26 protein-coding genes are annotated in these 24,537 nt (G+C 63.2%); 18 read left to right on the top strand and 8 right to left on the bottom strand.

Annotation, left to right across the window (positions count from 1 at the left end):
• Nucleotides 1-5 precede the first annotated feature (5 nt).
• The 10 genes from H7C86_RS13805 (at nt 6) to tuf (ending at nt 10,663) form a co-directional block, all read left to right on the top strand.
• The gene (locus H7C86_RS13805; RefSeq protein ID WP_182261690.1) at nt 6-1,991 is read left to right on the top strand and encodes a biotin carboxylase N-terminal domain-containing protein; all 1,986 of its coding nucleotides are present in this window, start codon (nt 6-8) and stop codon (nt 1,989-1,991) included.
• Nucleotides 1,991-3,151: an acyl-CoA dehydrogenase family protein gene (locus H7C86_RS13800; RefSeq protein ID WP_029536739.1), complete on the top strand. Its 1,161-nt coding sequence runs from the start codon at nt 1,991-1,993 to the stop codon at nt 3,149-3,151. Before H7C86_RS13805 ends, H7C86_RS13800 begins: the two co-directional genes overlap by 1 nt.
• Before the next feature lie 24 nt (nt 3,152-3,175).
• Nucleotides 3,176-3,961, top strand: a complete 786-nt coding sequence (locus H7C86_RS13795) for an enoyl-CoA hydratase family protein (protein WP_084326723.1) — start codon at nt 3,176-3,178, stop codon at nt 3,959-3,961.
• Nucleotides 3,962-4,003: 42 nt separating this feature from the next.
• Nucleotides 4,004-4,615 carry a TetR/AcrR family transcriptional regulator gene (locus H7C86_RS13790; protein WP_019744287.1) on the top strand — a complete coding sequence of 204 codons (612 nt, stop codon included), beginning with the start codon at nt 4,004-4,006 and terminating at the stop codon, nt 4,613-4,615.
• An 83-nt stretch (nt 4,616-4,698) separates the two neighbouring features.
• Nucleotides 4,699-5,247, top strand: a complete 549-nt coding sequence (locus tag H7C86_RS13785) for a DUF3558 domain-containing protein (protein ID WP_029254868.1) — start codon at nt 4,699-4,701, stop codon at nt 5,245-5,247.
• Nucleotides 5,244-5,789, top strand: a complete 546-nt coding sequence (locus H7C86_RS13780; RefSeq protein WP_060939051.1) for a DUF3558 domain-containing protein — start codon at nt 5,244-5,246, stop codon at nt 5,787-5,789. Before H7C86_RS13785 ends, H7C86_RS13780 begins: the two co-directional genes overlap by 4 nt.
• Nucleotides 5,790-6,198: 409 nt before the next feature.
• Nucleotides 6,199-6,573, top strand: a complete 375-nt coding sequence (gene rpsL / locus H7C86_RS13775; RefSeq protein ID WP_003941908.1) for a 30S ribosomal protein S12 — start codon at nt 6,199-6,201, stop codon at nt 6,571-6,573.
• Entirely contained in the window at nt 6,573-7,043 is a 471-nt protein-coding gene (gene rpsG, locus H7C86_RS13770) for a 30S ribosomal protein S7 (RefSeq protein WP_003941856.1), read from the top strand. Before rpsL ends, rpsG begins: the two co-directional genes overlap by 1 nt.
• 201 nt (nt 7,044-7,244) lie before the next feature.
• Nucleotides 7,245-9,347 (top strand): elongation factor G, encoded by a 2,103-nt coding sequence (fusA, locus tag H7C86_RS13765; protein WP_003942073.1) that lies wholly within the window; start codon nt 7,245-7,247, stop codon nt 9,345-9,347.
• Nucleotides 9,348-9,472: 125 nt separating this feature from the next.
• Entirely contained in the window at nt 9,473-10,663 is a 1,191-nt protein-coding gene (gene tuf, locus H7C86_RS13760) for an elongation factor Tu (protein ID WP_019744283.1), read from the top strand.
• 118 nt (nt 10,664-10,781) lie between these two features.
• On the opposite strand, the gene H7C86_RS13755 is transcribed toward tuf, so the two are convergent.
• Genes H7C86_RS13755 through H7C86_RS13735 form a run of 5 tightly spaced genes read right to left on the bottom strand, consistent with a single transcriptional unit; the run spans nt 10,782 to nt 13,325 of the window.
• Nucleotides 10,782-11,345, bottom strand: coding sequence for a hypothetical protein (locus tag H7C86_RS13755; protein WP_182261689.1), 564 nt, complete (start codon nt 11,343-11,345; stop codon nt 10,782-10,784).
• Entirely contained in the window at nt 11,342-12,316 is a 975-nt protein-coding gene (locus H7C86_RS13750; RefSeq protein ID WP_020906839.1) for a DUF6286 domain-containing Asp23/Gls24 family envelope stress response protein, read from the bottom strand. The genes H7C86_RS13755 and H7C86_RS13750 overlap by 4 nt, the downstream gene beginning before the upstream one ends.
• Nucleotides 12,303-12,482 (bottom strand): hypothetical protein, encoded by a 180-nt coding sequence (locus H7C86_RS13745; RefSeq protein ID WP_003942043.1) that lies wholly within the window; start codon nt 12,480-12,482, stop codon nt 12,303-12,305. The genes H7C86_RS13750 and H7C86_RS13745 overlap by 14 nt, the downstream gene beginning before the upstream one ends.
• Nucleotide 12,483: 1 nt before the next feature.
• A complete protein-coding gene (locus H7C86_RS13740; RefSeq protein ID WP_182261688.1) occupies nt 12,484-12,861 on the bottom strand; it encodes a hypothetical protein in 378 nt (125 codons plus the stop codon).
• A complete protein-coding gene (locus tag H7C86_RS13735; RefSeq protein WP_003941912.1) occupies nt 12,858-13,325 on the bottom strand; it encodes an Asp23/Gls24 family envelope stress response protein in 468 nt (155 codons plus the stop codon). Before H7C86_RS13735 ends, H7C86_RS13740 begins: the two co-directional genes overlap by 4 nt.
• Before the next feature lie 196 nt (nt 13,326-13,521).
• Here H7C86_RS13735 and H7C86_RS13730 point away from each other — a divergent pair, with 196 nt between their 5' ends.
• A complete protein-coding gene (locus H7C86_RS13730; protein ID WP_021343486.1) occupies nt 13,522-14,688 on the top strand; it encodes an NAD(P)/FAD-dependent oxidoreductase in 1,167 nt (388 codons plus the stop codon).
• Nucleotides 14,689-14,730: 42 nt separating this feature from the next.
• Nucleotides 14,731-15,495 (top strand): glutamate racemase, encoded by a 765-nt coding sequence (locus H7C86_RS13725; protein WP_029254872.1) that lies wholly within the window; start codon nt 14,731-14,733, stop codon nt 15,493-15,495.
• Nucleotides 15,496-15,532: 37 nt separating this feature from the next.
• Here the strand turns inward: H7C86_RS13725 and H7C86_RS13720 are convergent, their stop codons facing one another.
• A complete protein-coding gene (locus H7C86_RS13720) occupies nt 15,533-15,901 on the bottom strand; it encodes an SPW repeat protein (protein WP_182261687.1) in 369 nt (122 codons plus the stop codon).
• Between the two features lie 361 nt (nt 15,902-16,262).
• Between H7C86_RS13720 and H7C86_RS13715 the strand changes: the two genes are divergently transcribed.
• Together H7C86_RS13715 and H7C86_RS13710 are read left to right on the top strand one after the other, a co-directional pair.
• A complete protein-coding gene (locus H7C86_RS13715) occupies nt 16,263-17,000 on the top strand; it encodes a DNA alkylation repair protein (protein WP_031333080.1) in 738 nt (245 codons plus the stop codon).
• Nucleotides 17,001-17,038: 38 nt separating this feature from the next.
• On the top strand, nt 17,039-18,358 hold the full coding sequence (locus tag H7C86_RS13710) for a glycosyltransferase 87 family protein (protein ID WP_021343490.1): 1,320 nt from the start codon (nt 17,039-17,041) through the stop codon (nt 18,356-18,358).
• On the opposite strand, the gene H7C86_RS13705 is transcribed toward H7C86_RS13710, so the two are convergent.
• The gene (locus tag H7C86_RS13705) at nt 18,330-19,385 is read right to left on the bottom strand and encodes a ferredoxin--NADP reductase (protein WP_020906844.1); all 1,056 of its coding nucleotides are present in this window, start codon (nt 19,383-19,385) and stop codon (nt 18,330-18,332) included. The two genes, H7C86_RS13710 and H7C86_RS13705, sit on opposite strands and share 29 nt — an antisense overlap.
• 361 nt (nt 19,386-19,746) lie before the next feature.
• Here H7C86_RS13705 and mdo point away from each other — a divergent pair, with 361 nt between their 5' ends.
• The 4 genes from mdo (at nt 19,747) to H7C86_RS13685 (ending at nt 24,114) form a co-directional block, all read left to right on the top strand.
• Entirely contained in the window at nt 19,747-21,021 is a 1,275-nt protein-coding gene (gene mdo, locus H7C86_RS13700; RefSeq protein ID WP_003942095.1) for an NDMA-dependent methanol dehydrogenase, read from the top strand.
• An 86-nt stretch (nt 21,022-21,107) separates the two neighbouring features.
• Nucleotides 21,108-22,190 carry a MadB family AAA-type ATPase gene (locus H7C86_RS13695; RefSeq protein ID WP_021343491.1) on the top strand — a complete coding sequence of 361 codons (1,083 nt, stop codon included), beginning with the start codon at nt 21,108-21,110 and terminating at the stop codon, nt 22,188-22,190.
• On the top strand, nt 22,187-23,710 hold the full coding sequence (locus H7C86_RS13690) for a MadC family VWA domain-containing protein (RefSeq protein ID WP_182261686.1): 1,524 nt from the start codon (nt 22,187-22,189) through the stop codon (nt 23,708-23,710). Before H7C86_RS13695 ends, H7C86_RS13690 begins: the two co-directional genes overlap by 4 nt.
• Before the next feature lie 56 nt (nt 23,711-23,766).
• On the top strand, nt 23,767-24,114 hold the full coding sequence (locus H7C86_RS13685) for a hypothetical protein (protein ID WP_020968992.1): 348 nt from the start codon (nt 23,767-23,769) through the stop codon (nt 24,112-24,114).
• Here H7C86_RS13685 and H7C86_RS13680 read toward each other — a convergent pair.
• Nucleotides 24,103-24,522 carry an RNHCP domain-containing protein gene (locus tag H7C86_RS13680; RefSeq protein ID WP_031333082.1) on the bottom strand — a complete coding sequence of 140 codons (420 nt, stop codon included), beginning with the start codon at nt 24,520-24,522 and terminating at the stop codon, nt 24,103-24,105. The genes H7C86_RS13685 and H7C86_RS13680 overlap by 12 nt on opposite strands.
• Nucleotides 24,523-24,537: the final 15 nt, after the last annotated feature.

Here is a 24,537-nt window from a genome sequence, read left to right as displayed (position 1 = left end):
ACGCCGTGACAATCACTTCAGTACTGGTCGCCAATCGTGGCGAAATCGCCCGCCGTGTCTTTGCAACCTGCCGCAAGAACGGAATCGGGACGGTCGCGGTCTTTTCCGACGCGGATGCCGACAGTCCTCACGTCGCCGAAGCCGACGCCTCGGTTCGCCTGCCGGGTAACACGCCTGCCGAGACATACCTGCGGGGCGAGCTCATCATCGCCGCCGCCAAGGCTTCGGGCGCCGACGCGATTCACCCCGGCTACGGATTCCTCTCCGAGAACGCGGAGTTCGCGCGCAGCGTCATCGATGCCGGACTGACGTGGATCGGTCCGCCCGTCGAATCCATCGAGCTCATGGGATCGAAGGTCGAGTCCAAGAAGATCATGGACGCGGCCGGAGTTCCGGTGCTGTCCGAACTCGATCCCGCTGCGGTGACCGACGCTCATTTGCCAGTGCTGATCAAGGCGTCGGCGGGCGGCGGCGGACGCGGAATGCGTGTCGTTCGTGAATTGTCAGCGCTGGACGGCGAACTGGAAGCGGCGCGGCGTGAGGCGCAGTCCGCCTTCGGTGACCCGACTGTCTTCTGTGAGCGCTACCTCGAGACCGGTCGTCACATCGAGGTCCAGGTGATGGCCGACGGCCACGGTGGGGTGTGGGCGGTGGGGGAGCGCGAGTGCTCGATCCAGCGTCGGCATCAGAAGGTGGTCGAAGAGGCGCCGTCGCCGCTCGTGCAACGCATCCCTGCCATGCGCGAGAAGCTGTTCGACGCCTCGCGGCTCGCAGCCAACGCCATCGGTTACGAAGGCGCAGGAACTGTTGAATTCCTGGCTGACGAAAAAGGAGACTTCTTCTTCCTGGAAATGAACACCCGTTTGCAGGTAGAGCATCCGGTCACCGAGTGCACCACCGGACTCGATCTGGTGGAACTGCAATTGCAGGTCGCTTCAGGTGAAGCACTTCCGGACGAACAGCCGGAGATCCGGGGGCATTCGATCGAGGTGCGACTGTACGCCGAGGACCCCGCCAAGAACTGGCAGCCTCAGAGTGGAACCGTTCACCACATCGAGTTGCCCGGTGACCCGCAAGAATTCAGTGTTCTGCGTGAGCAGGGCGTTCGCCTCGACTCCGGCGTCGTCGACGGCAGTGTTGTCGGCGTCCACTACGACCCGATGTTGGCCAAGGTCATCTCGTACGCGCCGACGCGGACCGCAGCTGCGCGGCTGCTCGCGTCGACGCTGGCGCGCACCAGGATTCACGGTCTGCGGACCAACCGCGACCTGCTCGTCAATGTCCTGGCTCACCCTGCCTTCATGGCCGGGGACACCGATACGGCGTTCTTCGAAACCCATGATCTGGAGAAGTTGTCAACGCCTCTGGCCGACACCGACGCCGAAAGGCTTTCGGCGCTGGCGGCGGCACTTGCCGATGCCGCGCACAACCGGGCGTCGGCGCGCGTCATCGGCCGCTTGCCCAGCGGGTGGCGCAACCTCCCGTCGCAGCCGCAGAGCAAGAGCTATTCCACTGCGTCGGGCGACTACGACGTCCGCTACTCCCTGAGCCGAAGCGGCGTGTTGAACGCAGAAGGCTTCGACGACGTGAGCCTGGTATCGGCAACTGCTGCACGGGTCGTGCTCGAGCAGAGCGGAGTACGGCGTTCGTTCGACGTGGCGGCATACGGGAGTGAGATTTTTGTCGACTCCTCGCTGGGGCCCGTCGCGTTGACGGCAGCACCGCGCTTCGTGGATCCGTCGGCGGAAGTCGCCGCCGGTTCGTTGCTCGCTCCGATGCCGGGATCGGTTATCCGCCTCGGCGCCGCACTCGGTGACGCCGTCACTGCCGGCCAGCCGATTCTGTGGCTAGAGGCCATGAAGATGGAACACACCGTCACCGCGCCGACTGCCGGTGTCCTGGTAGAACTTCCGGTCGCCGTCGGCCAGCAGGTCGAGGTCGGATCGGTACTCGCACGTGTGGAAGAACCCGCTACAGAAGAGGAAGCATGATGAGTTTCATCGAAACCGAAGAGCAGAAGGAACTGCGGGCATCCGTTTCCAAACTGGGTGAGCGCTTCAACTACGTCGACTACGTGCTGCCCAAGGCGCGCAAGGGTGAGCCGCTCACCGAATTGTGGAACGAGGCGGGCAAACTCGGATTCCTGGGCGTCAACCTGCCGGAGGAATACGGCGGCGGCGGTGCCGGTATCTACGAACTCGCGCTGGTGCAGGAGGAATTGGCGGCACAGGGCGCCGGTCTGCTCCTGGTTGTCGTATCCCCGGCCATCTGCGGCACCATCATCGGCAAGTACGGCACGGCGGAGCAGAAGCAGCAGTGGCTACCCAGCCTCGCCGACGGCTCCAAGATCATGGCGTTCGGAATCACCGAGGCCGACGCCGGTTCCAACTCTCATCAGATCACCACGACGGCACGCAGGGATGGCGACGACTGGATCCTGAGCGGCAACAAGATCTACATCTCGGGTGTCGATCAGGCTGACGCGGTCCTCATCGTCGCGCGCACCGAGGACTCCAAGACCGGCAAGCTCAAGCCCGCTCTGTTCATCGTCCCCACGGATTCTCCCGGATTCGTGAAGACGCAGATGGAGATGGACATCATCGAGCCGGACCACCAGTTCATCTTGTTCCTCGACGACGTCCGTTTGCCGGCCGACGCTCTGGTCGGTGAAGCCGATGCCGCCCTGATGCAGTTGTTCGCCGGCCTCAACCCCGAGCGCATCCTGGGTGCGTCGATGGCCATCGGCATGGGCCGTTACGCCCTGAACGCTGCGGTGAAGTTCGCCAACGAGCGCACGGTGTGGAAGACGCCGATCGGTGCGCACCAAGGTATTTCGCATCCCCTCGCGCAGGTAAAGATCGAACTCGAGCTCGCCAAGCTGATGATGCAGAAGGCCGCGGTGCTCTACGACAGCGGCGACGATTTCGGTGCTGCCGAAGCCGCGAACATGGCAAAGTACGCCGCCGCCGAAGCCAGCATCAAGGCGCTCGATCAGGCGATCCAGACGCACGGCGGCGCAGGCCTGACGAAGGAATACGGGTTGGCCGCCATGCTCGGCGCGGCCCGTATCGCCCGCGTCGCGCCGGTGAGCCGCGAGATGATCCTCAACTTCGTCTCGCAGCACTCTCTCGGTCTGCCGCGGTCGTACTAAACGGTCCTACTGAAGAGGAGACTCATGACGGATCAGGACAAGCCATACGTACGGTACGAAGTGTCGGGCGGTGCTGCCACGATCACTCTCGACTCACCCCACAACCGCAACGCGATTTCGACGCGGTTGGTCACGGAATTACAGGCGGGGTTGACGTCGGCGGCCGCCGATCCGGCAGTTCGAGCGGTGGTGCTCACCCACACCGGTGGAACATTCTGTGCGGGAGCCGATCTCAGCGAGGCTTCCGGATCGTCCGCGTCACCGGAAGAGGCCGTCAAAGAACGAGGGCGGGGAATGCTGACGCTCTTGCGCAGCATTCTCGAGCTTCCCAAGCCGGTGATCGGGCGCATCGACGGTCACGTCCGAGCCGGGGGTATGGGTCTTGTCGGGGCGTGCGACATCGTCGTCGCCGGACCGGCGAGCACCTTCGCGGTGACGGAATCACGGTTGGGTTTGGCAGCGTCCATCATTTCGCTCACGGTCCTACCGAGGCTCGACCAGCGATCTGCGAGCCGATACCTGCTCACCGGAGAGAAGTTCGGCCAGCACGAGGCCGAATCCATCGGACTCGTCACCGCCGCGTCGCAGGACACGGGGGAGTCGATCAACGAACTGCTCGGCACCTTGCGCCAATGTTCACCGCAGGGACTTGCCGAATCGAAGTGGATCACGACGCGTTCGGTCCTGGCCGGATTCGACCGTGACGGCGAGGAGATGATCGCGCAGTCTGCCCGGCTGTTTTCCTCTGACGAGGCTCGTGAGGGCATGATGTCTTTCTTGCAGAAGCGTCCAGCAGCCTGGGCGCAGTAGAACTGCGCACTGGAACACAGCGGTAGAAAGGATGGCGGCGCGATGACTCGAGAACCCAAGCAGGACCGAAGTCGAGTCACGCGCTCCCACCTGCTCGAAGTGACTGTGGAGTGTCTCGCCGAACTCGGATGGAGCGCAACGACGATGAGCGTCGTCGCCCAGCGTGCCGGGGTGTCCCGCGGTGCGATGCAGCATCACTTCCCGACCCGCGAGGACCTCATCACCGCGGCGCTCGAGGTGATGTTCGACGCCAGGATGGATCAGGCACGAAAGGAATCGACCGACCTTCCGGTGGGTGCCGGACGAACCGAGGCGGTCATTTCGCGGTTGGTCGAGTACTACACCGGGACTCTGTTCAAAGCAGCACTGCAGGTGTGGACGGCCGCTGCCTCCGACCCCGACCTGCGGGCCCGCGTGTTGCCCCTCGAGGAACGGTTCGGGCGCATCGCGCACCGCATGGCCGTCGAGAGTCTGGGTGTCGACGACTCCGATCCGGTGACGCACCGTTTGGTACAGGCAACCCTGGACCTGGCCCGCGGGCTGGGGCTGGCAGACGTCTTGACCGACGACTCGCGTCGACGCACCGAGGTGGTCAAACAATGGGCGGCGCAATTGGATTCCACGCTGGTTCGGGTACCGGTCCCAACTCCCTGAATCGGTAGCGGCGTGGCGGTGACCGAAGAGCGAGGTGCGCACGTGGCGTGTGTCGGGGGCCACCGAGAAGTACAGTCGGCTCCATGGCCGCACGCACCCTCACTTCGATCGGGACTTCGGTATTGGTCTCGGCTGCCGTGCTTTCGGCGGTGGTCGGCTGCAGCTCCGACGACGGGTCCGCCGATCGGCCGGGGGACGACGCCAGTTCGCCGGCGCTCGCACCCACCGATCCCGGTCCGATGTTCGCCGAATGCGGCTCGGTGACCGACGAAGAAGTTGTCAATGCCTTCAACCTCGGCGCTTTTGCGACGACGACGCGCAACGGCGTCGGTTGCCAGTGGGAGGTCGCTGGTTCGAGCGGTCCGAGCGTCAGTTTCTCCTGGTACCGCGGTAGCCCGATCGGCCGCGAACGGGCCGGGTCCGACCTGCTCGGACGTCCCGCCGCCGACATCACGATCGGCGGTCATCAAGGCTTCATCGCGTCCACGGCAGGTTCGCTGTGCGAGTTGGGTATCGCGTTCGGCGGAGACTTCGTGCACTGGTCGATCACCTACGGTTTGCTGCCACCGACCGCGGATCCATGCACGGTGGCGCGGGATCTGATGGAAAAAACAGTTTCGAGGGCACAGTGAAGTTCGAGGGCGCCGTGAAGCGCGTACGGATCGGGCTCGCCCTGGCTGGATCGCTGGTTCTGCTGACAGGCTGCGGCTCGGTGGTCATCGGGACTCCCCGTGCGGAGGGCAGCTACGGCGGTAGTGACAGCCAGGAATTCGCCAACGTCCTCCAAGAATGCGAGGCCGTCACCGACGAGCAGATCGCGGGTGCCGTGGGTGCCGACGCCGTCGGGCGTGGGTTCTTCGGCGCTATCTGCCGTTGGGACGGCATCGGGGCCGCGGGTCCGATCAAGATCACCTTCAACTGGTTCGAGACGGGCACCCTCGATCACGAGCGCGCTGCATTCGAACATCTGGGATACGTGGTGGCGAAAATCGACATCAACGGCAGTGGCGGTTACGAGGTTCGCCAGCCGGCCGATCCGCAGAGTTGCGGCGTGAGCGCGAGCGCACCGGCCGGGGGAGTGTTCGGTTGGTGGGTCACCGAGCCGCAGGGCGGCGCGGATCCGTGCGAGGCTGCGGCAAAGCTCGGCGCGTTGACGTTGAACCGCAGCATCTGATCGTGACCGGTCCGGCTGCGTGGTCTGAGTTTGCAGCCAGAGTGTCTGGTCAGAGCGTGAGGTCACTATCACCGTGGCCTCGCTTTGACCTCGTGGCGCGCCGACAGGTATCGTTATGGGTCGTGTCCGGCATGCCCGGGCCGATCTGTGTGCCTAGCTAGGTATTGCCGTGCGCGCGTTCGAGCAGAAACTGCTGATGAACGAGCATCCGGCTGCCTGTGTGGGGGTATGCGACACGCCCGACCTCGGGGGCAGTGCGAGGCATGAAAGTGCTGAGTACAGACTCTGAGGTGGGTGAGGAGCAGCAGCTCTCTTGCTCCAACTGCTAGATCCCTAATTTCAGAACAGCCACGTTTTCGAACGGCCCGAGTTCGCTCGAGCAGTCTGTTCGTCACAAGAAAGCCGGTAAATGCCAACCATCAACCAGCTGGTCCGCAAGGGTCGCCGCGACAAGACCGCCAAGGTCAAGACGGCAGCCCTCAAGGGCAGCCCGCAGCGTCGTGGCGTGTGCACTCGCGTGTACACCACCACCCCCAAGAAGCCGAACTCCGCGCTCCGTAAGGTCGCACGTGTTCGCCTCACGACTTCGGTCGAGGTCACCGCGTACATCCCCGGTGAAGGTCACAACCTTCAGGAGCACTCCATGGTGCTCGTCCGTGGCGGTCGTGTGAAGGACCTCCCGGGTGTCCGTTACAAGATCATCCGCGGCTCCCTGGACACCCAGGGTGTCAAGGGTCGCAAGCAGGCACGCAGCCGCTACGGCGCCAAGAAGGAGAAGAGCTAATGCCACGTAAGGGCCCCGCTCCGAAGCGCCCGCTCATCAACGACCCGGTTTACGGTTCCCCGTTGGTGACGCAGCTCGTCAACAAGATCCTGCTGGACGGTAAGAAGTCCACCGCAGAGCGAATCGTGTACCAGGCTCTCGAGCAGGCACGCGAGAAGACCGGCACCGATCCGGTCGTCACTCTCAAGCGCGCCCTGGACAACGTCAAGCCTGCACTCGAGGTTCGTAGCCGCCGCGTCGGTGGCGCTACCTACCAGGTGCCGGTCGAGGTTCGTCCCGGTCGTTCCACCACGCTGGCACTGCGCTGGCTGGTCACCTTCTCGCGTGCACGTCGTGAGAAGACCATGGTCGAGCGTCTCGCCAACGAGCTCCTCGATGCCAGCAATGGCCTCGGTGCAGCTGTGAAGCGTCGCGAAGACACTCACAAGATGGCCGAAGCCAACAAGGCATTCGCCCACTACCGCTGGTGATGTAAAGCGTCGGAGCAACTGCCATCGGGTGGGGCTCCGACGCTTGTCGCCGTTGGCGACCTGATCATCTCGCCGGTTTCCGGACGCAGGTGGCCAGGTTCGCCTCGGCAGAGACATAATTGAAAGACCATGGCCTTGACGGTGGAACACACCGGATACGGCCGACACCCGAAAACCAAGCAACGAGCGGGGAAGAAACCTGTGGCACAGGAAGTGCTGACTGACCTGAACAAGGTCCGCAACATCGGCATCATGGCGCACATCGATGCCGGCAAGACCACCACCACCGAGCGCATCCTGTTCTACACCGGTGTCAATTACAAGATCGGTGAGACGCACGACGGTGCGTCGACGACGGACTGGATGGAGCAGGAGAAGGAACGCGGCATCACGATCACGTCTGCCGCCGTGACTTGCTTCTGGAACAACAACCAGATCAACATCATCGACACCCCCGGCCACGTCGACTTCACAGTCGAGGTGGAGCGGTCGCTGCGCGTGCTCGACGGCGCAGTTGCTGTCTTCGACGGTAAGGAAGGTGTCGAGCCGCAGTCCGAGCAGGTTTGGCGTCAGGCTGCCAAGTACGACGTTCCGCGCATCTGCTTCGTCAACAAGATGGACAAGATGGGCGCGGACTTCTACTTCACAGTCCAGACCATCATCGACCGTCTCGGCGCGAAGCCGCTCGTTCTCCAGCTGCCCATCGGCGCTGAGGACGACTTCGACGGCGTCGTCGACCTGGTCGAGATGCGTGCCATCACCTGGCGCGGCGTAGTTCCGACCGGTGCACTGCCGACCATCGAAGAGATCCCCGCGGACCTCGTCGAGAAGGCTGCAGAGTACCGCGAGAAGCTGCTCGAAACCGTTGCCGAGTCCGACGAAGCTCTCATGGAGAAGTACTTCGGCGGCGAAGAGCTCACGGTCGAGGAAATCAAGGGCGCCATCCGCAAGATGACGGTCGCTTCCGAGCTGTACCCGGTCATCTGTGGCTCCGCGTTCAAGAACAAGGGCGTTCAGCCCATGCTCGACGCAGTCATCGATTACCTGCCGAACCCGCTGGACATCGGCGAGGTCGTCGGCCACAAGCTCGGTGACGAAGAAGTAGAGATCACTCGCAAGCCGAGCAAGGAAGAGCCGTTCTCGGCTCTCGCCTTCAAGATCGCTGCTCACCCGTTCTTCGGCAAGCTGACCTTCGTCCGCGTGTACTCGGGTCGTATCGATCCGGGCGCTCAGGTGCTCAACGCAACCAAGGGCAAGAAGGAGCGCATCGGAAAGCTCTTCCAGATGCACGCCAACAAGGAGAACCCGGTAGACGAGGCCGTAGCCGGCCACATCTACGCAATGATCGGCCTCAAGGACACCACCACCGGTGACACCTTGTGCGATCAGGCGAGCCCCATCGTCCTCGAGTCGATGTCGTTCCCCGCGCCGGTCATCCAGGTCTCCATCGAGCCCAAGACCAAGTCCGACCAGGAAAAGCTGGGCGTCGCGATCCAGAAGCTGGCCGAAGAGGATCCGACCTTCTCGGTCGAACTCGACGAAGAGACCGGTCAGACCGTCATCGGCGGTATGGGCGAGCTCCACCTCGACATCCTCGTCGACCGCATGCGTCGCGAGTTCAAGGTCGAGGCGAACGTCGGTAAGCCGCAGGTTGCGTACCGCGAGACCATCACCAAGAAGGTCGAGAAGCACGACTACACCCACAAGAAGCAGACGGGTGGCTCGGGCCAGTTCGCAAAGGTCATCATCGCTCTGGAGCCTTTCGTGGGCGAAGACGGTGCTACCTACGAGTTCGAGAACAAGGTCTCCGGCGGACGTATCCCGCGCGAGTACATCCCCTCCGTGGATGCCGGCGCGCAGGACGCGATGCAGTACGGTGTTCTCGCCGGCTACCCGCTCGTGAACCTGAAGCTGTCGCTGCTCGATGGTGCTTACCACGACGTCGACTCCTCGGAAATGGCGTTCAAGGTTGCCGGTTCGCAGGCACTGAAGGAAGCCGCCCGCAAGGCCGGCCCCGTCATTCTCGAGCCGCTCATGGCTGTCGAGGTCACAACGCCCGAGGAGTACATGGGCGACGTGATCGGCGACCTCAACTCCCGCCGTGGCCAGATCCAGGCCATGGAGGAACGCAGTGGTGCCCGTGTCGTGAAGGCGCTGGTTCCGCTCTCGGAGATGTTCGGTTACATCGGTGACCTGCGGTCGAAGACCCAGGGCCGTGCGAACTTCTCCATGGTGTTCGATTCCTACGCAGAGGTTCCCGCGAACGTCTCGAAGGAAATCATCGCCAAGGCGACGGGCGAGTAAGCACAGCGAGCTCCCCAGCCCGCGCCGGCAAGTGACCTCGGTTGCTTCCGGCACGAAGCACGACCAAGTAACAACCAACCGCACTGCTGCATACGGCAAGCAACAACAGTCCAGGAGGACACAAAGTGGCGAAGGCGAAGTTCGAGCGGACGAAGCCGCACGTGAACATCGGCACCATTGGTCACGTCGACCACGGCAAGACCACGACGACGGCGGCCATCACCAAGGTTCTCGCGGATGCATTCCCCGACCTGAACGAGGCTTCGGCCTTCGATCAGATCGACAAGGCTCCCGAGGAAAAGGCTCGTGGCATCACGATCAACATCTCGCATGTTGAGTACCAGACGGAAAAGCGCCACTACGCGCACGTCGATGCACCGGGTCACGCCGACTACATCAAGAACATGATCACCGGCGCAGCTCAGATGGACGGCGCTATCCTCGTCGTCGCAGCTACCGACGGCCCGATGCCCCAGACGCGCGAGCATGTCCTGCTCGCTCGCCAGGTTGGCGTTCCTTACATCCTCGTCGCCCTGAACAAGGCCGACATGGTTGACGATGACGAGATCCTCGAGCTCGTCGAGATGGAGGTCCGCGAACTGCTGGCCGCTCAGGAATTCGACGAGGAAGCCCCCGTCATTCCGATCTCGGCACTCAAGGCACTCGAGGGTGACCCGAAGTGGACGCAGTCCATCCTCGACCTGATGGCTGCAGTCGACGAGTCCATCCCGGACCCGGTCCGCGAGACGGACAAGCCCTTCCTCATGCCCGTCGAGGATGTCTTCACGATCACCGGCCGTGGCACGGTTGTCACCGGTCGTATCGAGCGTGGCTCGGTCAACGTGAACGAGGAGGTGGAGATCGTCGGCATCAAGGAGACCTCCACCAAGACCACCGTCACGGGTATCGAGATGTTCCGCAAGCTGCTCGACTCGGGCCAGGCCGGCGACAACGTCGGACTGCTCGTTCGTGGCATCAAGCGCGAAGATGTCGAGCGTGGACAGGTTGTCGTCAAGCCGGGCACCACGACTCCCCACACGGAGTTCGAGGGCCAGGCATACATCCTGTCGAAGGACGAGGGCGGCCGCCACACCCCGTTCTTCAACAACTACCGCCCGCAGTTCTACTTCCGTACCACGGACGTTACGGGCGTCGTGACGCTGCCTGAGGGCACCGAGATGGTCATGCCCGGTGACAACACCGAGATGTCCGTCAAGCTCATCCAGCCTGTCGCCATGGACGAGGGCCTGCGCTTCGCAATTCGCGAAGGCGGCCGTACGGTCGGCGCCGGCAAGGTTGCCAAGATCATCAAGTGAGACTCTTGTCTCGCTAGCTGATTCACAGCACTAGGAAAGGCGCTCATTCCCTTCGGGGAGTGAGCGCCTTTTCTGTGTCTGTGGTCAGGTGGTCTGCGATCGGTTGTTCGGGGTGCTTCTACTTGGAGGCTTCTACCCGGTCGAGATGCAACAGAACCTGTACCGCGACAGGTGAGCCGTCGAGGCTTCGCCTGGTTGCACGGGCGATGTGTTCGGCCGAAGTGGTGAAGCCGGCGACATCGATCGCCGGGTCTGCGGTGACGACAATCGACAGCGTTGGCAGTCCGCGATCGATCGTCGCTTTGCTTCTGGTGCTGCGCACGCCGCTCAGTTGGGCGAGTTCTGCCGCTACGCCGTCGGCGACCGGTCCCAGATCCACACTGACGTCGGTACCGGACTCGTTGTGCCGCAATGTGACTGCGCTCGTTCGGCGTCGACGAAGGTTCAGGTACAACAGCCCGAAACCGGCGAAGACGCAGAGGATGAAGGTGCCCGACAGCACCCAGTGCCACCAAGGCTCCTCCGGAAGACCGAAGAGGACCTCACGATCGAGTCGTGACACCCAGGTCCTGATCAGTGAGGCACCCGCGTCCCACGCGATGGCGTATGCGCCCGCCGCGAGGAGTGCGATTCCGACGATGAGGACGATGGTCCGATCGACCGCGGAGATCCAGCGGTTCACGAGGCGTCCTTTCGTCGTACTGGCGTTTCTCTCACGACTACCGAAAGCTGCAGTGGCTGCTGGAGTATCGCGAGATGAGGCCGAACTGCCGCGTCGACGGCCGCGGCAAGTTCGGTTCGATCGCCGCCGGTGGATTCGATGTGGACCTTGATGTGTTTGCGGTCGACGCTGGTGTGGGCCGAGTCGACGCCGGGAACGACCGCTGCGTGGCTACTGCACAGACGTGCAATGTCCGTCGGCCGCATCCATACCGTCGATGCGCTCGGGTTACCCAACGGCACATGGGTTTTCGCCCGGCGTTTGAGGGCGGACATGATCAGGACAACGCCCGCGACGACGGCAGCGATGGCCACCGGAAGCAGCCACGGTTGCCAGTGCAGACGCGACGTCCACTCCACGGAGTTTCGGATCCAGGGCGCCGAATCGAAGGTTCCGCGGTTAATGAACCATTCGCGCGAGACCACGAAAGCGAGTGCGAGTAGACCGCACGCGATGACGACGGCTGACACCGCGGCGGCGGGGTTCGCGGAGGGAACTCGAGGTGGAATCGGATCCGAGAGTGCCTCCTGTGCGGGGCCTTCCGCGATTTCGACGCCGGAAACACAGGAGTCGTCAGAACCCTCGGTTGCCGCGATCATGACGTTCATGTCGTGGAGGGGCAGGCCGGTCAGCGACTCGACGCTGCGTCCGACTTCTGCCCGCACGCGACCGGTCAGTTCGGTGACCGAACATGGCCAGGACACAGCGAGGAACAGATTGATGGCCACGGCGTCGCTGCCCATCGAGATGTCGGCTCGCGGAAGGTCGCGCCCGGTCAGGCGGGTCAAGCCACCGGACTGGCGGACCACCCCCGGGACGTTCACCGCTGCGGCAGTGGCTATCTTGGCCATCGCCCGGTCCTTGATGACCAGTGAACCTCGTAGGCCGGGATCGTCTGCCGCGTTCGGAGTGGTCGGCTCAGCCACGGCCACGGCTTCGGAGGATCGCGCCGAGATCGAGATGTCCGTCGCGGTGTGCTCCGATCGCCATACCGGCGGCGCCGAGCAGGACGGCGAAGACGAATCCGCTGAATCCGCCCATGATTCCGGCGAGCGCGAGGAGCAGACCGACCAGCAGTCCGACGGTAGTGCTGTTCATGTCAGTTCCCTTCTCGAATGTTCGGTGCGATCTCGGTGACAGTGGAGAGCTCGGTGACTGCATCTTCAGAATTTTCGGGTGGATATCCCGCTGTCGACAAGTCTCCGACGGTCACGTTCACCGGTACGTCGACCAACCGTGCCACCACCGCTCGGACGCGTTCGGCGACGCCGCGAACGTCGGCCGGATAGTGAACGGAAATGTGTACCGCACAAGAGTTTTCGTCGACGGCGACGCCGGTGACTCGGCGTCCGGGGAGGTAGGTTCCCACCTCACCGAATTGCCCGCCGTGCAGATCTGCCACTTCCGGGATCGCAAGAACTGCGTCGGCGACGACCTCGGCCGCGTCGATCTCGCGGCCGGCGTCGGCGGTACTCACTGAACCCTCGGCTTGGCTTCCGGATCGGTACTGCCGCCGCTCTCTGCATCCTCGAAGAGCATGACGTCGAAGACGGTGATGTTGACCTCGGTGACCTCGAGACCCGTCATGCTTTCGACTGCGGCAATGACGTTTCGGCGGATACCCACCGCCAATTCGTGGAGTGCGACGCCGTATTCGGCGACGATGCCGATGTCGATGGCGGCTTGTTTCTCGCCCACTTCCACCGCCACGCCCTGGGCATGGTTGACGCGGGCGCCCGGAATGCGGTCGCGAAGTGCCCCCACCGCGCGCGCGGTGCCCCCACCGACGTCGTACACGCCGTTGATCTCGCGGGTCGCGATACCGGCGATCTTGGCGACCACGGCGTCGGCGATGATCGTCTTGCCCTGGGTGCTGACTAGTTCCGCGCCACCGTCGGCGCCGAATCGGACGCTGTTCTTTTCACTGGAATCGCTGGTCATGGGGGCTCCCTGCTCATGTGTCAGTGCGTGCGTCTGAAGTACCTCCAACTGTAGTGACTGGTAGGTGGCCATGCGGGATGCACCACACCTACTCCGGCATTTGGTATGGCAGAGTCGGGGGCAAATAGTGACGGCGTTCATAGTGAGCGCTGCTAGTGACGTGGGTCGGACAGGGTGGTACGTGGTGGCACGGATAGTGATCGTGGGTGCGGGGTTGTCGGGGCTGCGGACCGTGGAGGAACTGCGACGAGCAGGCTTCGAGGGTGAATTGACGCTCGCCGGTGGGGAAACACATCTGCCCTACGACCGGCCGCCGCTGTCGAAGGAAGTGATCCGCGGCGACAAGGACGAGACGACGCTGCGTCCGGCAGAGTTCTACGTCGAGAACAAGGTCGATCTCAAGCTCGGTTCGCCCGCGACCTCGGTGGACACTGCCGCAAAGTCGGTGGCGTTCGCGGACGGATCCACCCTCGACTACGACGAGTTGGTCATCGCGACCGGACTGACTCCGCGTCGCATTGCCGGCCTTCCGGAGCTGTCCGGAGTGCACGTTCTGCGCTCCATCGAGGAGGCGCTGGCCCTTCGCGCCGAGCTGGCTCCCGGCAAGCGTGCGCTGATCGTCGGGGCCGGCTTCATCGGCTGCGAACTGGCCGCCAGCATGAAGTCTCACGGCGTCGACGTCGTGTTGCTCGAGCCTCAGCCGACACCGCTGGCGTCGGTGCTCGGCCCCACCGTTGGCGCCCTCGTCGAACGTCTGCATCGGAACGAGGGCGTCGATGTCCGCGTCGGCACCGGCTTGACCTCGTTGTCCGGCGACGGAGCGGTTGCCACTGCGACCTTGAGCGACGGTTCGGAGATCCCGGTCGACGTGGTGGCGATCGGAGTCGGTTCGGTGCCGGTCACGGGATGGCTCGACGGTTCGGGAATCGAACTCGACAACGGAGTGCTCTGCGACGGCGTCGGCCGCACCAGTACCGAACACGTCTGGGCCGTCGGCGACGTCGCGTCCTGGCAGATCGGTGATCGACGTAAGCGCGTCGAACACTGGACCAATGCGGGCGACCAGGCCAAGATCCTGGCGGGAGCGCTCACCGGAACGGGTGATCCCGATGCTCCGGCGCAGGTTCCCTACTTCTGGAGCGATCAGTACGACGTCAAGATCCAGGCGTTGGGGACCGTCGCACCCACGGACACCGTTCACATCGTCAAGGACGACGGCCGAAAGTTCGTCGCCTACTACGAGCGCGACGGTGTGCTGGCAGCTGTCGTCGGCGGAGGTAGCGCGGGAGCGGTGATGAAGATGCGCGCCAAGATCGCGGCCGGCACGCCCATCTCTGACGTGTTGGAGTCCACACCGGCCTGAACGGATGAGGCAGGACCGGTTCCGAGGCGATAGATTTGTGCGGTGATCGTTGCACTCATCGACTCGGGACTGGGCCTGCTCCCTACCTCTGCGTGGCTCAGACGCCTGCGCCCGGATCTCGATCTGGTGCTCTCCCTGGATCCGGACGGCGCCCCCTGGGGCCCCAAGCCTGAGCCGTGGGTCGTCGACCGGGTACTCGGTGCGGTGCGGCGGAGCCTCGATCGTGGGGCTCAGGTCATCGTTCTTCCATGCAATACCGCCAGCGTCACCGCGCTGCCACACGTGCGAGAACTGGTCGGGCCGGAAGTACCGGTCATCGGAACGGTGCCCGCGATCAAACCCGCCGCTGCCGCGTGCGATTCAGTGGCGATCTGGGCTACAGCCGCGACGACGGCCAGCCGGTACCAAGCCGATCTGATCGAGCAGTTCGGCAACGGCGCCAAGGTCGTCGGAGTGCCGTGCCACGGCCTGGCCGATTCGATAGATCTCGGTGATCGCGCAGCCGCACTTGCTGCCATCGATTCCGCGGTTGCCCGGACGCCGGACGACGTCAGCGGCGTTGTCCTCGGGTGCACCCACTACCCACTGCTCGCCGACGAGATCGCAGCACGGTTACCCGCCGGCGTCACACTCTTCGACAGCGCCGAAGCCGTTGCACGACAGACTCTGCGGCGGATCGACGGGCTCGGTGCCGTGGGCGAAGGATCGGGAACCGTCGAGGTGTTCGTGAGCGGTCGTCCGGGCGCACTACCGCCCAGCGCCGAAGCCTTCGACGCCGGGCGGTTGTTGGGCGCGATCAAAGCCTGATCCAGCCGTTCTGTCAATGGGCGGCTACGCCGCTCCGTCAATGGGCGGCTACGCCGCCGTGACCCCCGTGATGCATCCGCGCTCTCATCACCGGCATCGCACTCACCGCGACCACAACGGTTAGAACCCCGACAACCCAGGCCGTCCACGACGCACCGCGCAGAGCGTCGAAGTTCATCACCCAGGGTGAAATGAACATCAAGACGCCGAAAACACCCATCGCGTAATCCGCCATGGCCATGTCCGGACGTGCCATGTGCGCCAGACCCGACAGTGCAACCAGGACACCCAGGACGACGAGTGACCACATTGCCCGATCGGTGGTGTCGAGCCACATCGGCGAGAGAGCCGCAAAGACGCCGAGAACCACCGCGACGGCATCTTGCATTCGATTCCACGACTTCATGACGAGACCTCCAAAGACGAGAGTGTGTCCACCTGTAGTACACGCCCGCGGAAGATCGAGATCAACTCTCCGCCAATTGCATTCGCGTTGCAGTTAGAGGCGATGCGGAGGCTCGAATATCAAGATTTGTGACCATTCGTCCGGATGGCCACGAGCCCGCGCGGCGCGCTTGCCGCGATATGTCCCGAGAGTGCCATGAGGGTGAGAGTGGTGAATGCGATAGCGGCGGTGATCATGGGTGGTCCTTTCACTGACTGTCCTTGAGTGTCGTCTGCCGACCTGTGGCCGAGCAGGGCACACGGTGTGAGGACGCTGAGAGAATCGAAGAGTCCGCACAGACGACCCGTGAGAAGGTTCTGGGGTGACGCAATCGAGTGCCCCGGACGTGATCGAGCAGTTGGCCGACCTCGCGGATCCCGCGGATGCCGTCCACTTGCAGCGGTTCTTCAAGACAGCGCCGGGGGAGTACGGCGAGGGTGACGTATTCATCGGCGTGCGAGTACCGAAGACGCGATCGGTGGTGAAGAAGCACGTCGGACTCGCGTTGCCTCAGATACGTCTCCTTCTCGACAGTGACGTTCACGAGCACCGATTGGCCGGGCTGCTGATCCTGGTCGCTCAATTCGAAAAAGTCAGTCGCCCAAAATTTTTCGACGACGAGGGCCGCGCTCGCATCGCAGGCTTCTATCTGACCGCTGTCGAGGACGGGCGGGTCAACAATTGGGATCTAGTGGATTCGTCCGCCGGACAGATCCTCGGCGGCTGGCTGTACGACCGAGATCGCCGGCTGATCTTCGAGCTTTCCGATTCGGCTGACCTGTGGCGACGACGGGTGGCGCTGCTGACGACGTACGGATTCATCACTCGCGGCGACGCGTCGACCACGCTCGAGCTTGCCGCGCAGGTGCTGGGTGATCGACGAGACCTGACCCAGAAAGCGATGGGCTGGATGCTCCGCGAGGTGGGCAAGCGGGTGGATCGGGATTTGTTGACCGGCTTCCTTACTGAGAATGCAGCAGACATGGGACGCACGGCGCTGAGCTACGCGTGCGAACACCTGACCGCAGACGAGCGAGCGCACTTCCGGGCGGCCCGCTAGCGAAGTACCGCTCGGTAGGTTGTGGGACGATTCTCGGTATGCCCGCCACCCGTGTCGAGGCGTCTCGAATTGTGACGATCGGTTCACTGATCGCTGCCGGCGTCGCAGCTCTGTGTTATCTCGTGTACTCCGTTCGGGCCGTCGAACCCGTTGATTTTCTCGTCTACCGCTACGCTGCCCAGGCATTTGCCGCAGGCTCGAACATCTACGAGAGCAACCTTGTCGGCCCGTTGATCGTCGACGAGGGCATGCCGTTCACCTATACCCCGTTCGCCGTGATCTTCCTCTGGCCGACTGTTCTCTTCGACTGGTGGACGGCCTATCTGCTGTGGTCGGCGTTGTGCATCGCGGCGGTGGTGTGGACAGTCGCCAAGTTCACTCCCGCTCGCGTCCCCAAGCGGCCGCTCGTCATGGCGGCATTGGTCCTGGCCGTGTCGGTGACACCCATCGTCAGCGCGCACATCTCCTTCGGCCAGGTGAACCTGGTGCTGATGGTGCTCGTACTGCTCGACGTGACCCGCAGAGGCGATTCGAAATTCGGCCGGTGGTTTCCACGAGGACTTTTGATCGGCGTCGCAGCCGCGATCAAGCTGACGCCGGCGCTGTTCATCGTCTACTTCGTCGTCACGAAGCAGTGGCGACTTGCGATCTGGAGTTCGATCGGATTTGCCGCGGCGACCGCCGTCGCAGCAATGGTGGACCCGGCCGTCAACTGGACCTTCTGGTCGGACGTCGTCTGGAACCTCAGTGACCGGGTGGACTTGAGCGGGCAGGCGATCGCGAGTGCCGGTAACAGTTCACTGCAGGGCGGACTTGCGGCACTGGGCACATGGACGGCGTCTCTGGCGATGCCGTTGACCGTGCTGTGCGCGGCGGTAGCGCTCTGGGTCGCCCGAGATGTATATCGCGTCGGTCGTGGGGTCGATGCGGCGTTGGTGATCGGTTTGAGTGCGCCGATCCTTTCGCCGATCAGCTGGATTCATCACTGGGTGTATCTCGTGCCTGCTGCCGTCACGGTTCTCTTTCGGCTTCGATCGCCGCTGCAGTTCGGTGCGGCCGCTGTGGGGTTGGCCGTCGTCTATTGCGGGCCGAGCATGGGGCAGCAGTTCATCGAGACGTCGCCGCTCCTGCTGCCGCTGGGGTTGGTCCTTCGTGAGGGCTTCCTGATCGTGACCCTGGTGCTGATCCTTGCGCTGTGGCGGTTGCCCACAACGGCGCCGGAGTGGATTACGGGGCGGGACTCGGAAGATGGCGCGGATGATGGCGCAGAAGATGACAAAGCCCCCGATTCCGCAGGGAATCAGGGGCCGTCATGCATCGAAGCAGGGTTCAGAACTCGATCTTCAGGCGATCGGTGATCGGCTTCGCCTGGCAACCGAGGATGTAGCCGTTCGCCACGTCCTCGGCGTCGAGGATCTCGGAGTTGTCCATCTGGACTTCGCCTTCGGTGACGGTGCAGGCACACGACCCGCACTCACCTTCCTGGCAGGAGTACGGAACGTCGAGACCCTTGGCGAGCATGATGTCGACGAGCGTCTGCTTGCGCGGCCAGACGAGGGTGTGGGTTTCACCGTCCAGTTCGACCTCGACGGTTGCGGCGTCGGCAGCTTCCTCGTCGGAGACCTCGGCTACCTCGACGTCACGGAACGGGTCGCCGGCGAGTGAATTGAAGACCTCGGCGTGAACCTGCGTGCGGGGCATGCCCGCTTCTGCCAGTGCCTTGTGGACGGCGTCCATGAAGGGGCCTGGACCGCACATGAAGGCCTCGTACGCGACAAATGGCTTGGCGAGCGTCGCCAGTTGCGAGACAGCGGGGAGTCCCTGCACGGTTTCGATCCAGTGGACCACGGTGAGGCGGCCGGGGTGTTGCGCTGCCAGCTCGCGCAGTTCGGCGCCGAAGATGACGGACTTCTCGTCGCGATTCGCGTAGATCAGCACGACGTTGCCGCTGCCCTGCGTGAGGGCGGACTTGAGAATCGAGATCACCGGAGTGATTCCGCTGCCTGCACCGAAGAGCAGGAAGTCGTGATCGAGCGACTTGGGCGTGAAGACACCTGACGGCGGCAGCACTTCGATGGTGTCGCCGACCTGGAGCTTGTCGCACAGCCAGTTGGAGCCGTAGCCGTCGACGGTTCGCTTGACGGTCACCTTGGGGGCGTCGTCGGTGAAGGGTGAACTGGCCAGGGAGTAGCAGCGTGCGACCGAGCCGGTCTGATCACTCGGGATGCGCAGGGTCAGGAATTGACCTGGCTTGTAGTCGAACTTGTCCTTCAGTTCTGCGGGAATCTCGAACACCAGCGACCGGGCGTCGGAAGTCTCTTCGATGACTCCGGACACGGTGAGTACCGCCGATCGCGAGCTGTGCGGTACCTCGACTGTCGTCATCGCGAAGCTAGTCCTCTCGTGAAGCTGGGTAAAGCGCAGGTCAGTGAAGTGCAACATCTAGAACGTGTTCTAGTTCAATGTTAGCAGTGATGAAAAGCTACTGGGGATCGTAGTCGCCGAGCAACACGTTCCCGATCAGCGGGAACCACGGCAGTCTGATCCGGCCTTCCTGGCGGTCCGGGGTGGCGACGACCTGCCCGAACGGGCGGTTCGCCGGCGGCGTCCGGGCGGTTGAGCTGCCGAAGTCTGTGCACGGGGTGTTTGTCGGTACACAGTGGGAACCAGGTGAGACGCCGGTCACAAAGAATCGGCTCGAATCCCTCCCGCAGTCATATTCGTGCACATCCATGAGGAGATACCGATGGCTATCGAGCTCAACCAGATCTGGGACTTTCCGATCAAGGAGTTCCACCCCTTCCCGCGCGCCCTGATGGGTGTGGGCGCTCACGACATCATCGGTGTGGAGGCCAAGAATCTCGGCTTCAAGCGCACCCTTCTGATGACGACCGGTCTGCGCGGTTCGGGCATCATCGAGGAACTCGTCGGCAAGATCGAGTACCAGGGTGTCGAGGTCGTGCTCTACGACAAGGTCGAGTCGAATCCCAAGGACTACAACGTCATGGAGGCCGCGGCTCTCTATCAGAAGGAGAAGTGCGACTCGATCATCTCGATCGGCGGTGGTTCGAGCCACGACGCCGCCAAGGGTGCTCGCGTCGTGATCGCACACGACGGTCGCAACATCAACGAGTTCGAGGGCTTCGCCAAGTCCACCAACAAGGAGAACCCGCCGCATATCGCCGTATCCACTACGGCTGGAACGGGTTCCGAGACGTCGTGGGCATACGTCATCACTGACACCTCGGACATGAACAACCCGCACAAGTGGGTGGGCTTCGACGAGGCGACCATCGTCACGTTGGCGATCGACGATCCGCTGCTCTACTACACCTGCCCTCAGCATTTCACCGCGTACTGCGGCTTCGACGTACTCGCGCACGGCAGTGAGCCTTTCGTTTCTCGTCTCGATTTCGCGCCTTCGCTCGGTAACGCGATCTACTCGGTCGAGTTGGTCGCGAAGAACCTGCGCGAGGCCGTCTTCGAGCCGCGTAACCTCAAGGCGCGCGAGGGAATGATGAACGCGCAGTACATTGCCGGACAGGCCTTCAACTCCGGTGGCCTCGGCATCGTTCACTCGATCTCGCACGCGGTCAGTGCATTCTTCGACAGCCACCACGGTTTGAACAACGCCATCGCGTTGCCGCGTGTGTGGGAGTACAACCTGCCTTCGCGTTACGAGCGCTACGCCCAGTTGGCCGGCGCACTCGGTGTCGACACTCGCAACCTCACCACGGTTCAGGCCGCGGATGCTGCCGTCGAGGCTGCCATTCGTCTGGCCAAGGACGTCGGTATCCCCGACAACTTCGGGCAGGTTCGCACAGACTCGTACGCGAAGAACCAGATGAACACCAAGAAGTACGAGGGTCGTGGTGATGTCATCAAGGGTGACGAGAAGACTGTGCGCGCCATCTCCGAGCACATTCAGGACGACTGGTGCACCCCGGGTAACCCCCGTGAGGTCACTGTGGAGTCGATGATCCCGGTTGTCGATCACGCGATCAACAAGTCGTACTTCTAGCAGGGCCTCCGGCCCCGTGCGCGCTTAAGGAGTCCAGAGACTCCTCGAGCGCGCACAGGGGCTGTGCCCCTATCGAAAGGTATTCCATGTCCGGTCGCAGTTTCTCCAGCGGAATCGAAGTGAAAGATGCTCTGCGAGAGCAGGACTACATTGCCGATGACGAGTTCGCGGTAGTCGTTCATCTGGCGACGGCGCTGGGGCGTCCGCTCCTGCTCGAAGGGCCGGCCGGTGTCGGTAAGACGGAACTGGCGAAGTCTCTGGCTGCGATCGGGGGCCGCAAACTGGTGCGATTGCAGTGTTACGAAGGGCTGGACGACAATCGAGCCCTGTACGAATGGGACTACGCGAAGCAACTCCTGCACGTGCAGATGCTTCGCGACCGGATCAGTGATCAGGTTTCCGAATTCGACAGCGTCGCCGAAGCATCCAAGTTTCTGGCCGATCAGGATTTCGGGTTGTACTCCGAGAACTTCCTGTTCGTGCGGCCGCTGCTCGAAGCGATCCTCTCACCCGATCCGGTAGTGCTTCTGGTCGACGAGGTGGACCGCACCGAGGAATCGATGGAAGCACTGCTCCTCGAGATTCTCGCCGAACAGCAGATCACCATTCCCGAGGTCGGTACGTTCGTTGCCCGCTCGCAGCCCTGGGTCATCCTGACGTCCAACGACACCCGCGAGCTCTCACCCGCGCTCAAGCGTCGTTGTCTGCATTACCATCTCGGCTATCCGACGTCGGAGCGTGAACGCGAGATCGTCACGGCCCGAGCGCCGGAGGTGGATGCGGCTACGGCCACCGAGGTTGTCGAATTGGCTCGCATCTTGCGTGATCTCCCGCTGCGCAAGAGCCCGTCCATCTCGGAGGTCATCGACGCGGCCAGAGCGGCAACAGTGCTCGCCGCCAGCGGATTCGACACCGCTTCCGACGCCAAGGTGCGCGACATCCTGCTCACGGCGTTGCTCAAGTACTCGTCAGATGTGACGCTGGCCAAGGAACGATTCGACGGAAAGCTTCTCGAATCGCCGTCGCGTGACGGTGGTGAGCCGATCGAGCGATCCACGGTGGCAAGCAAACCCGCCAACACGACGACGGCCGTGTTCCGGGGGACCGGTGGACGTGACCCCCATCAACAGGGAATCCGCGGCGGCAGCGGAATCCGTTCGACGCGATGACGACGCTCAGTGGCCTCGCCGTGTGGCAACCGTCGTTTGTTCTCGACGTGGTGTCCGCGAGTTTCGGCCGATTGCTGAGGGCGGCCGGAGTTTCCGCGTCACCGGCCGAGGTCATCGAGGTTCGGCGTGTACTCGCGATGGTCGGCGCTTCGGATCGTGAGACGTTGCGAGCATGTCTTCGGGCTGTGTGCGCCAAGTATTCTCACGAACAGGCCGGTTTCGATCGGGCATTCGACGCGCTGTTCCGGCCGGCCGCAGGCAAAGCGCACGCCGAGCGGGTGGCTTCGCGCGCCGAGGTGGCGGACGGTCTGCCCACCGCGCTGGGGATCGACGAGGATCAAGAAGTAGGCCGGTATGCCGAGTACAACGAGCGTGCAGCCGAGGTCGGCGACTACTTCGAGACTCCGGAAGCGGAGAAGGGGTTCAACCCGCACAAGGACGACGACGATGTGTCGATGACGTCCAGCGATGCGGAACTGTCGGTGGATACCGGTTCGGAGACAGGTCGACGGGGAGTCAGCTACACCGTCGACGTGGATCGTGCCGCGTCGGCAGTGGTCGGTGACCTGAGCACCAGTGTTGCTGCAGCAGTCGTCGGTTCGTTGTCCTGGGACGATCCGACGTCGATCCTCGCCTGGCTGGATGCATACGACCCGAGCAAAGCGTATGCGGACGTCTCCGACGACGGGCCGCTGACGCAGGCGCAACTGAACCGGCTCGTCGAGGCGGTCGAAGCGTTCGTGCAAGCACTCTCGGCCGCTGCACTCGCCGAAAGCGCTCCCGATGCGCCCGACAGCGAATCTGCTGCGGGCGCAACGCACAACGACATCGAACTCGCGTGCCACGAGGTGCTTCGGCGGATGAGAGGACCGTCCAGACCACGGCCCCGGGAGCGCTCTCGTGGGCATCTCGACATGCGACGCACGGTGCGTTCGAGTCTGCGCACCGACGGAATTCCCTTCCACCTGGTCGTGAAAGCTCCTCGCCCCGATCGTGTTCGACTACTTCTCATCGCAGACGTGTCGCTGTCCGTGCGCCCGATCACCGCGTTCACTCTGCGGTTGGCTCAGGCAATGCATCGCCGGGCAGATCGTTGTGAAGTCCTCGCATTCGTCGATCGTCCGGTCGACGTGACCGACACCCTTCTCGCCAGTAGCGGTGACGGCGCACTGGCTGCGGTACTTGCGCACCCGGGTCTGGATCTGGAAGCCAGCAGCGATTACGGTCGAGTGCTCACAGAATTGTTGGACGAGCACGGAAACAGCTTGAACTCACGGACGTCCGTCATCATCGTGGGCGACGGTCGGTGCAACGGGTTGCCCCCACAGGTGGACAAGCTCGAGGAACTCCGCCGAAAGGTTCACCGTCTGGCCTGGATCACGCCTGAACCTCAGCGTTACTGGAACCAGGCATCGTGCGCGATGCCGGAGTATTCGGAGATCTGCGACGAGGTTGTTGTTGCCCGAGATGCCGCGCAACTGATGGCAAAGGCCGCTGAACTGGGGCACGCACTTCGCTGATGTCACTGCACTTCACCGATGTCACTGCGCGATCCGTCGTGAACTAGTTTGATCTCATGTCCGAAATCAGGGGATCGATCTGGCGACCGATCGCGGCGCTGACAGTGCTCGGCGCCGTGTGTGGGCTGGTGGCGCTCGGCGTGTTTCAGTGGTGGTGGAACTCGTTGGCATCACCTCACATTCTCACCGGCGGATCCTATCGGGAGCCGTTTGCCGAGCCGACATACACCGGACCCATATTCATGGACCTCTTTCCGGCAGAACCTGCCCCGTGGCTGTATTCGGGACTGGTCCTCGGACCGACGGCGGTCGGCTTGCTTGCCGGGATCGTGTTCGTGGTGTTCGTCCGGCGTAATCGCGCGCAGGACCGCGCGATTACGCCGGACGATCGATCAGAGCGCTAGCAACGCGCGCGAGCTCAGTCGAGGATCCGCCAACGGGCGTAGCGCCAACCGCAGCAAGACCAACGCGTTGTCGTCGCCGGCGATCCTGTTGACTTTCAACGTATTGCACTCGACGCACTGGTGAACGAGCATCCACTCACCGTCCTGCCGGACCGACAGGCACAGCGCCGCCATGGCACCTCTGCACTGTTGTGCCCGGTCACCCGGAACACGACCATCGACGTGGCGGCTGGCCAGACAGTTCGGGCAATGGTTCCGATGTGCGGTACCCGGGGCCGTAGTGGAAATGTCCAAACGGCATGTGAGACAACGGAAGCTTGATCCTTGTTCGCCGCCGATTCCGTGCAATACGTGCTTGGTCCGTTGCGGTGCCCGCCGCGCGCGGGTGCTGGGATTCCTACGTGGCATCTGCTTTCTCACCCC

Origin of the sequence: Rhodococcus sp. UFZ-B548 (assembly GCF_903819475.1) — a bacterium.
GTDB lineage: Bacteria > Actinomycetota > Actinomycetes > Mycobacteriales > Mycobacteriaceae > Rhodococcus_F > Rhodococcus_F erythropolis.
This window is presented reverse-complemented; position numbering and strand designations above follow the sequence as displayed.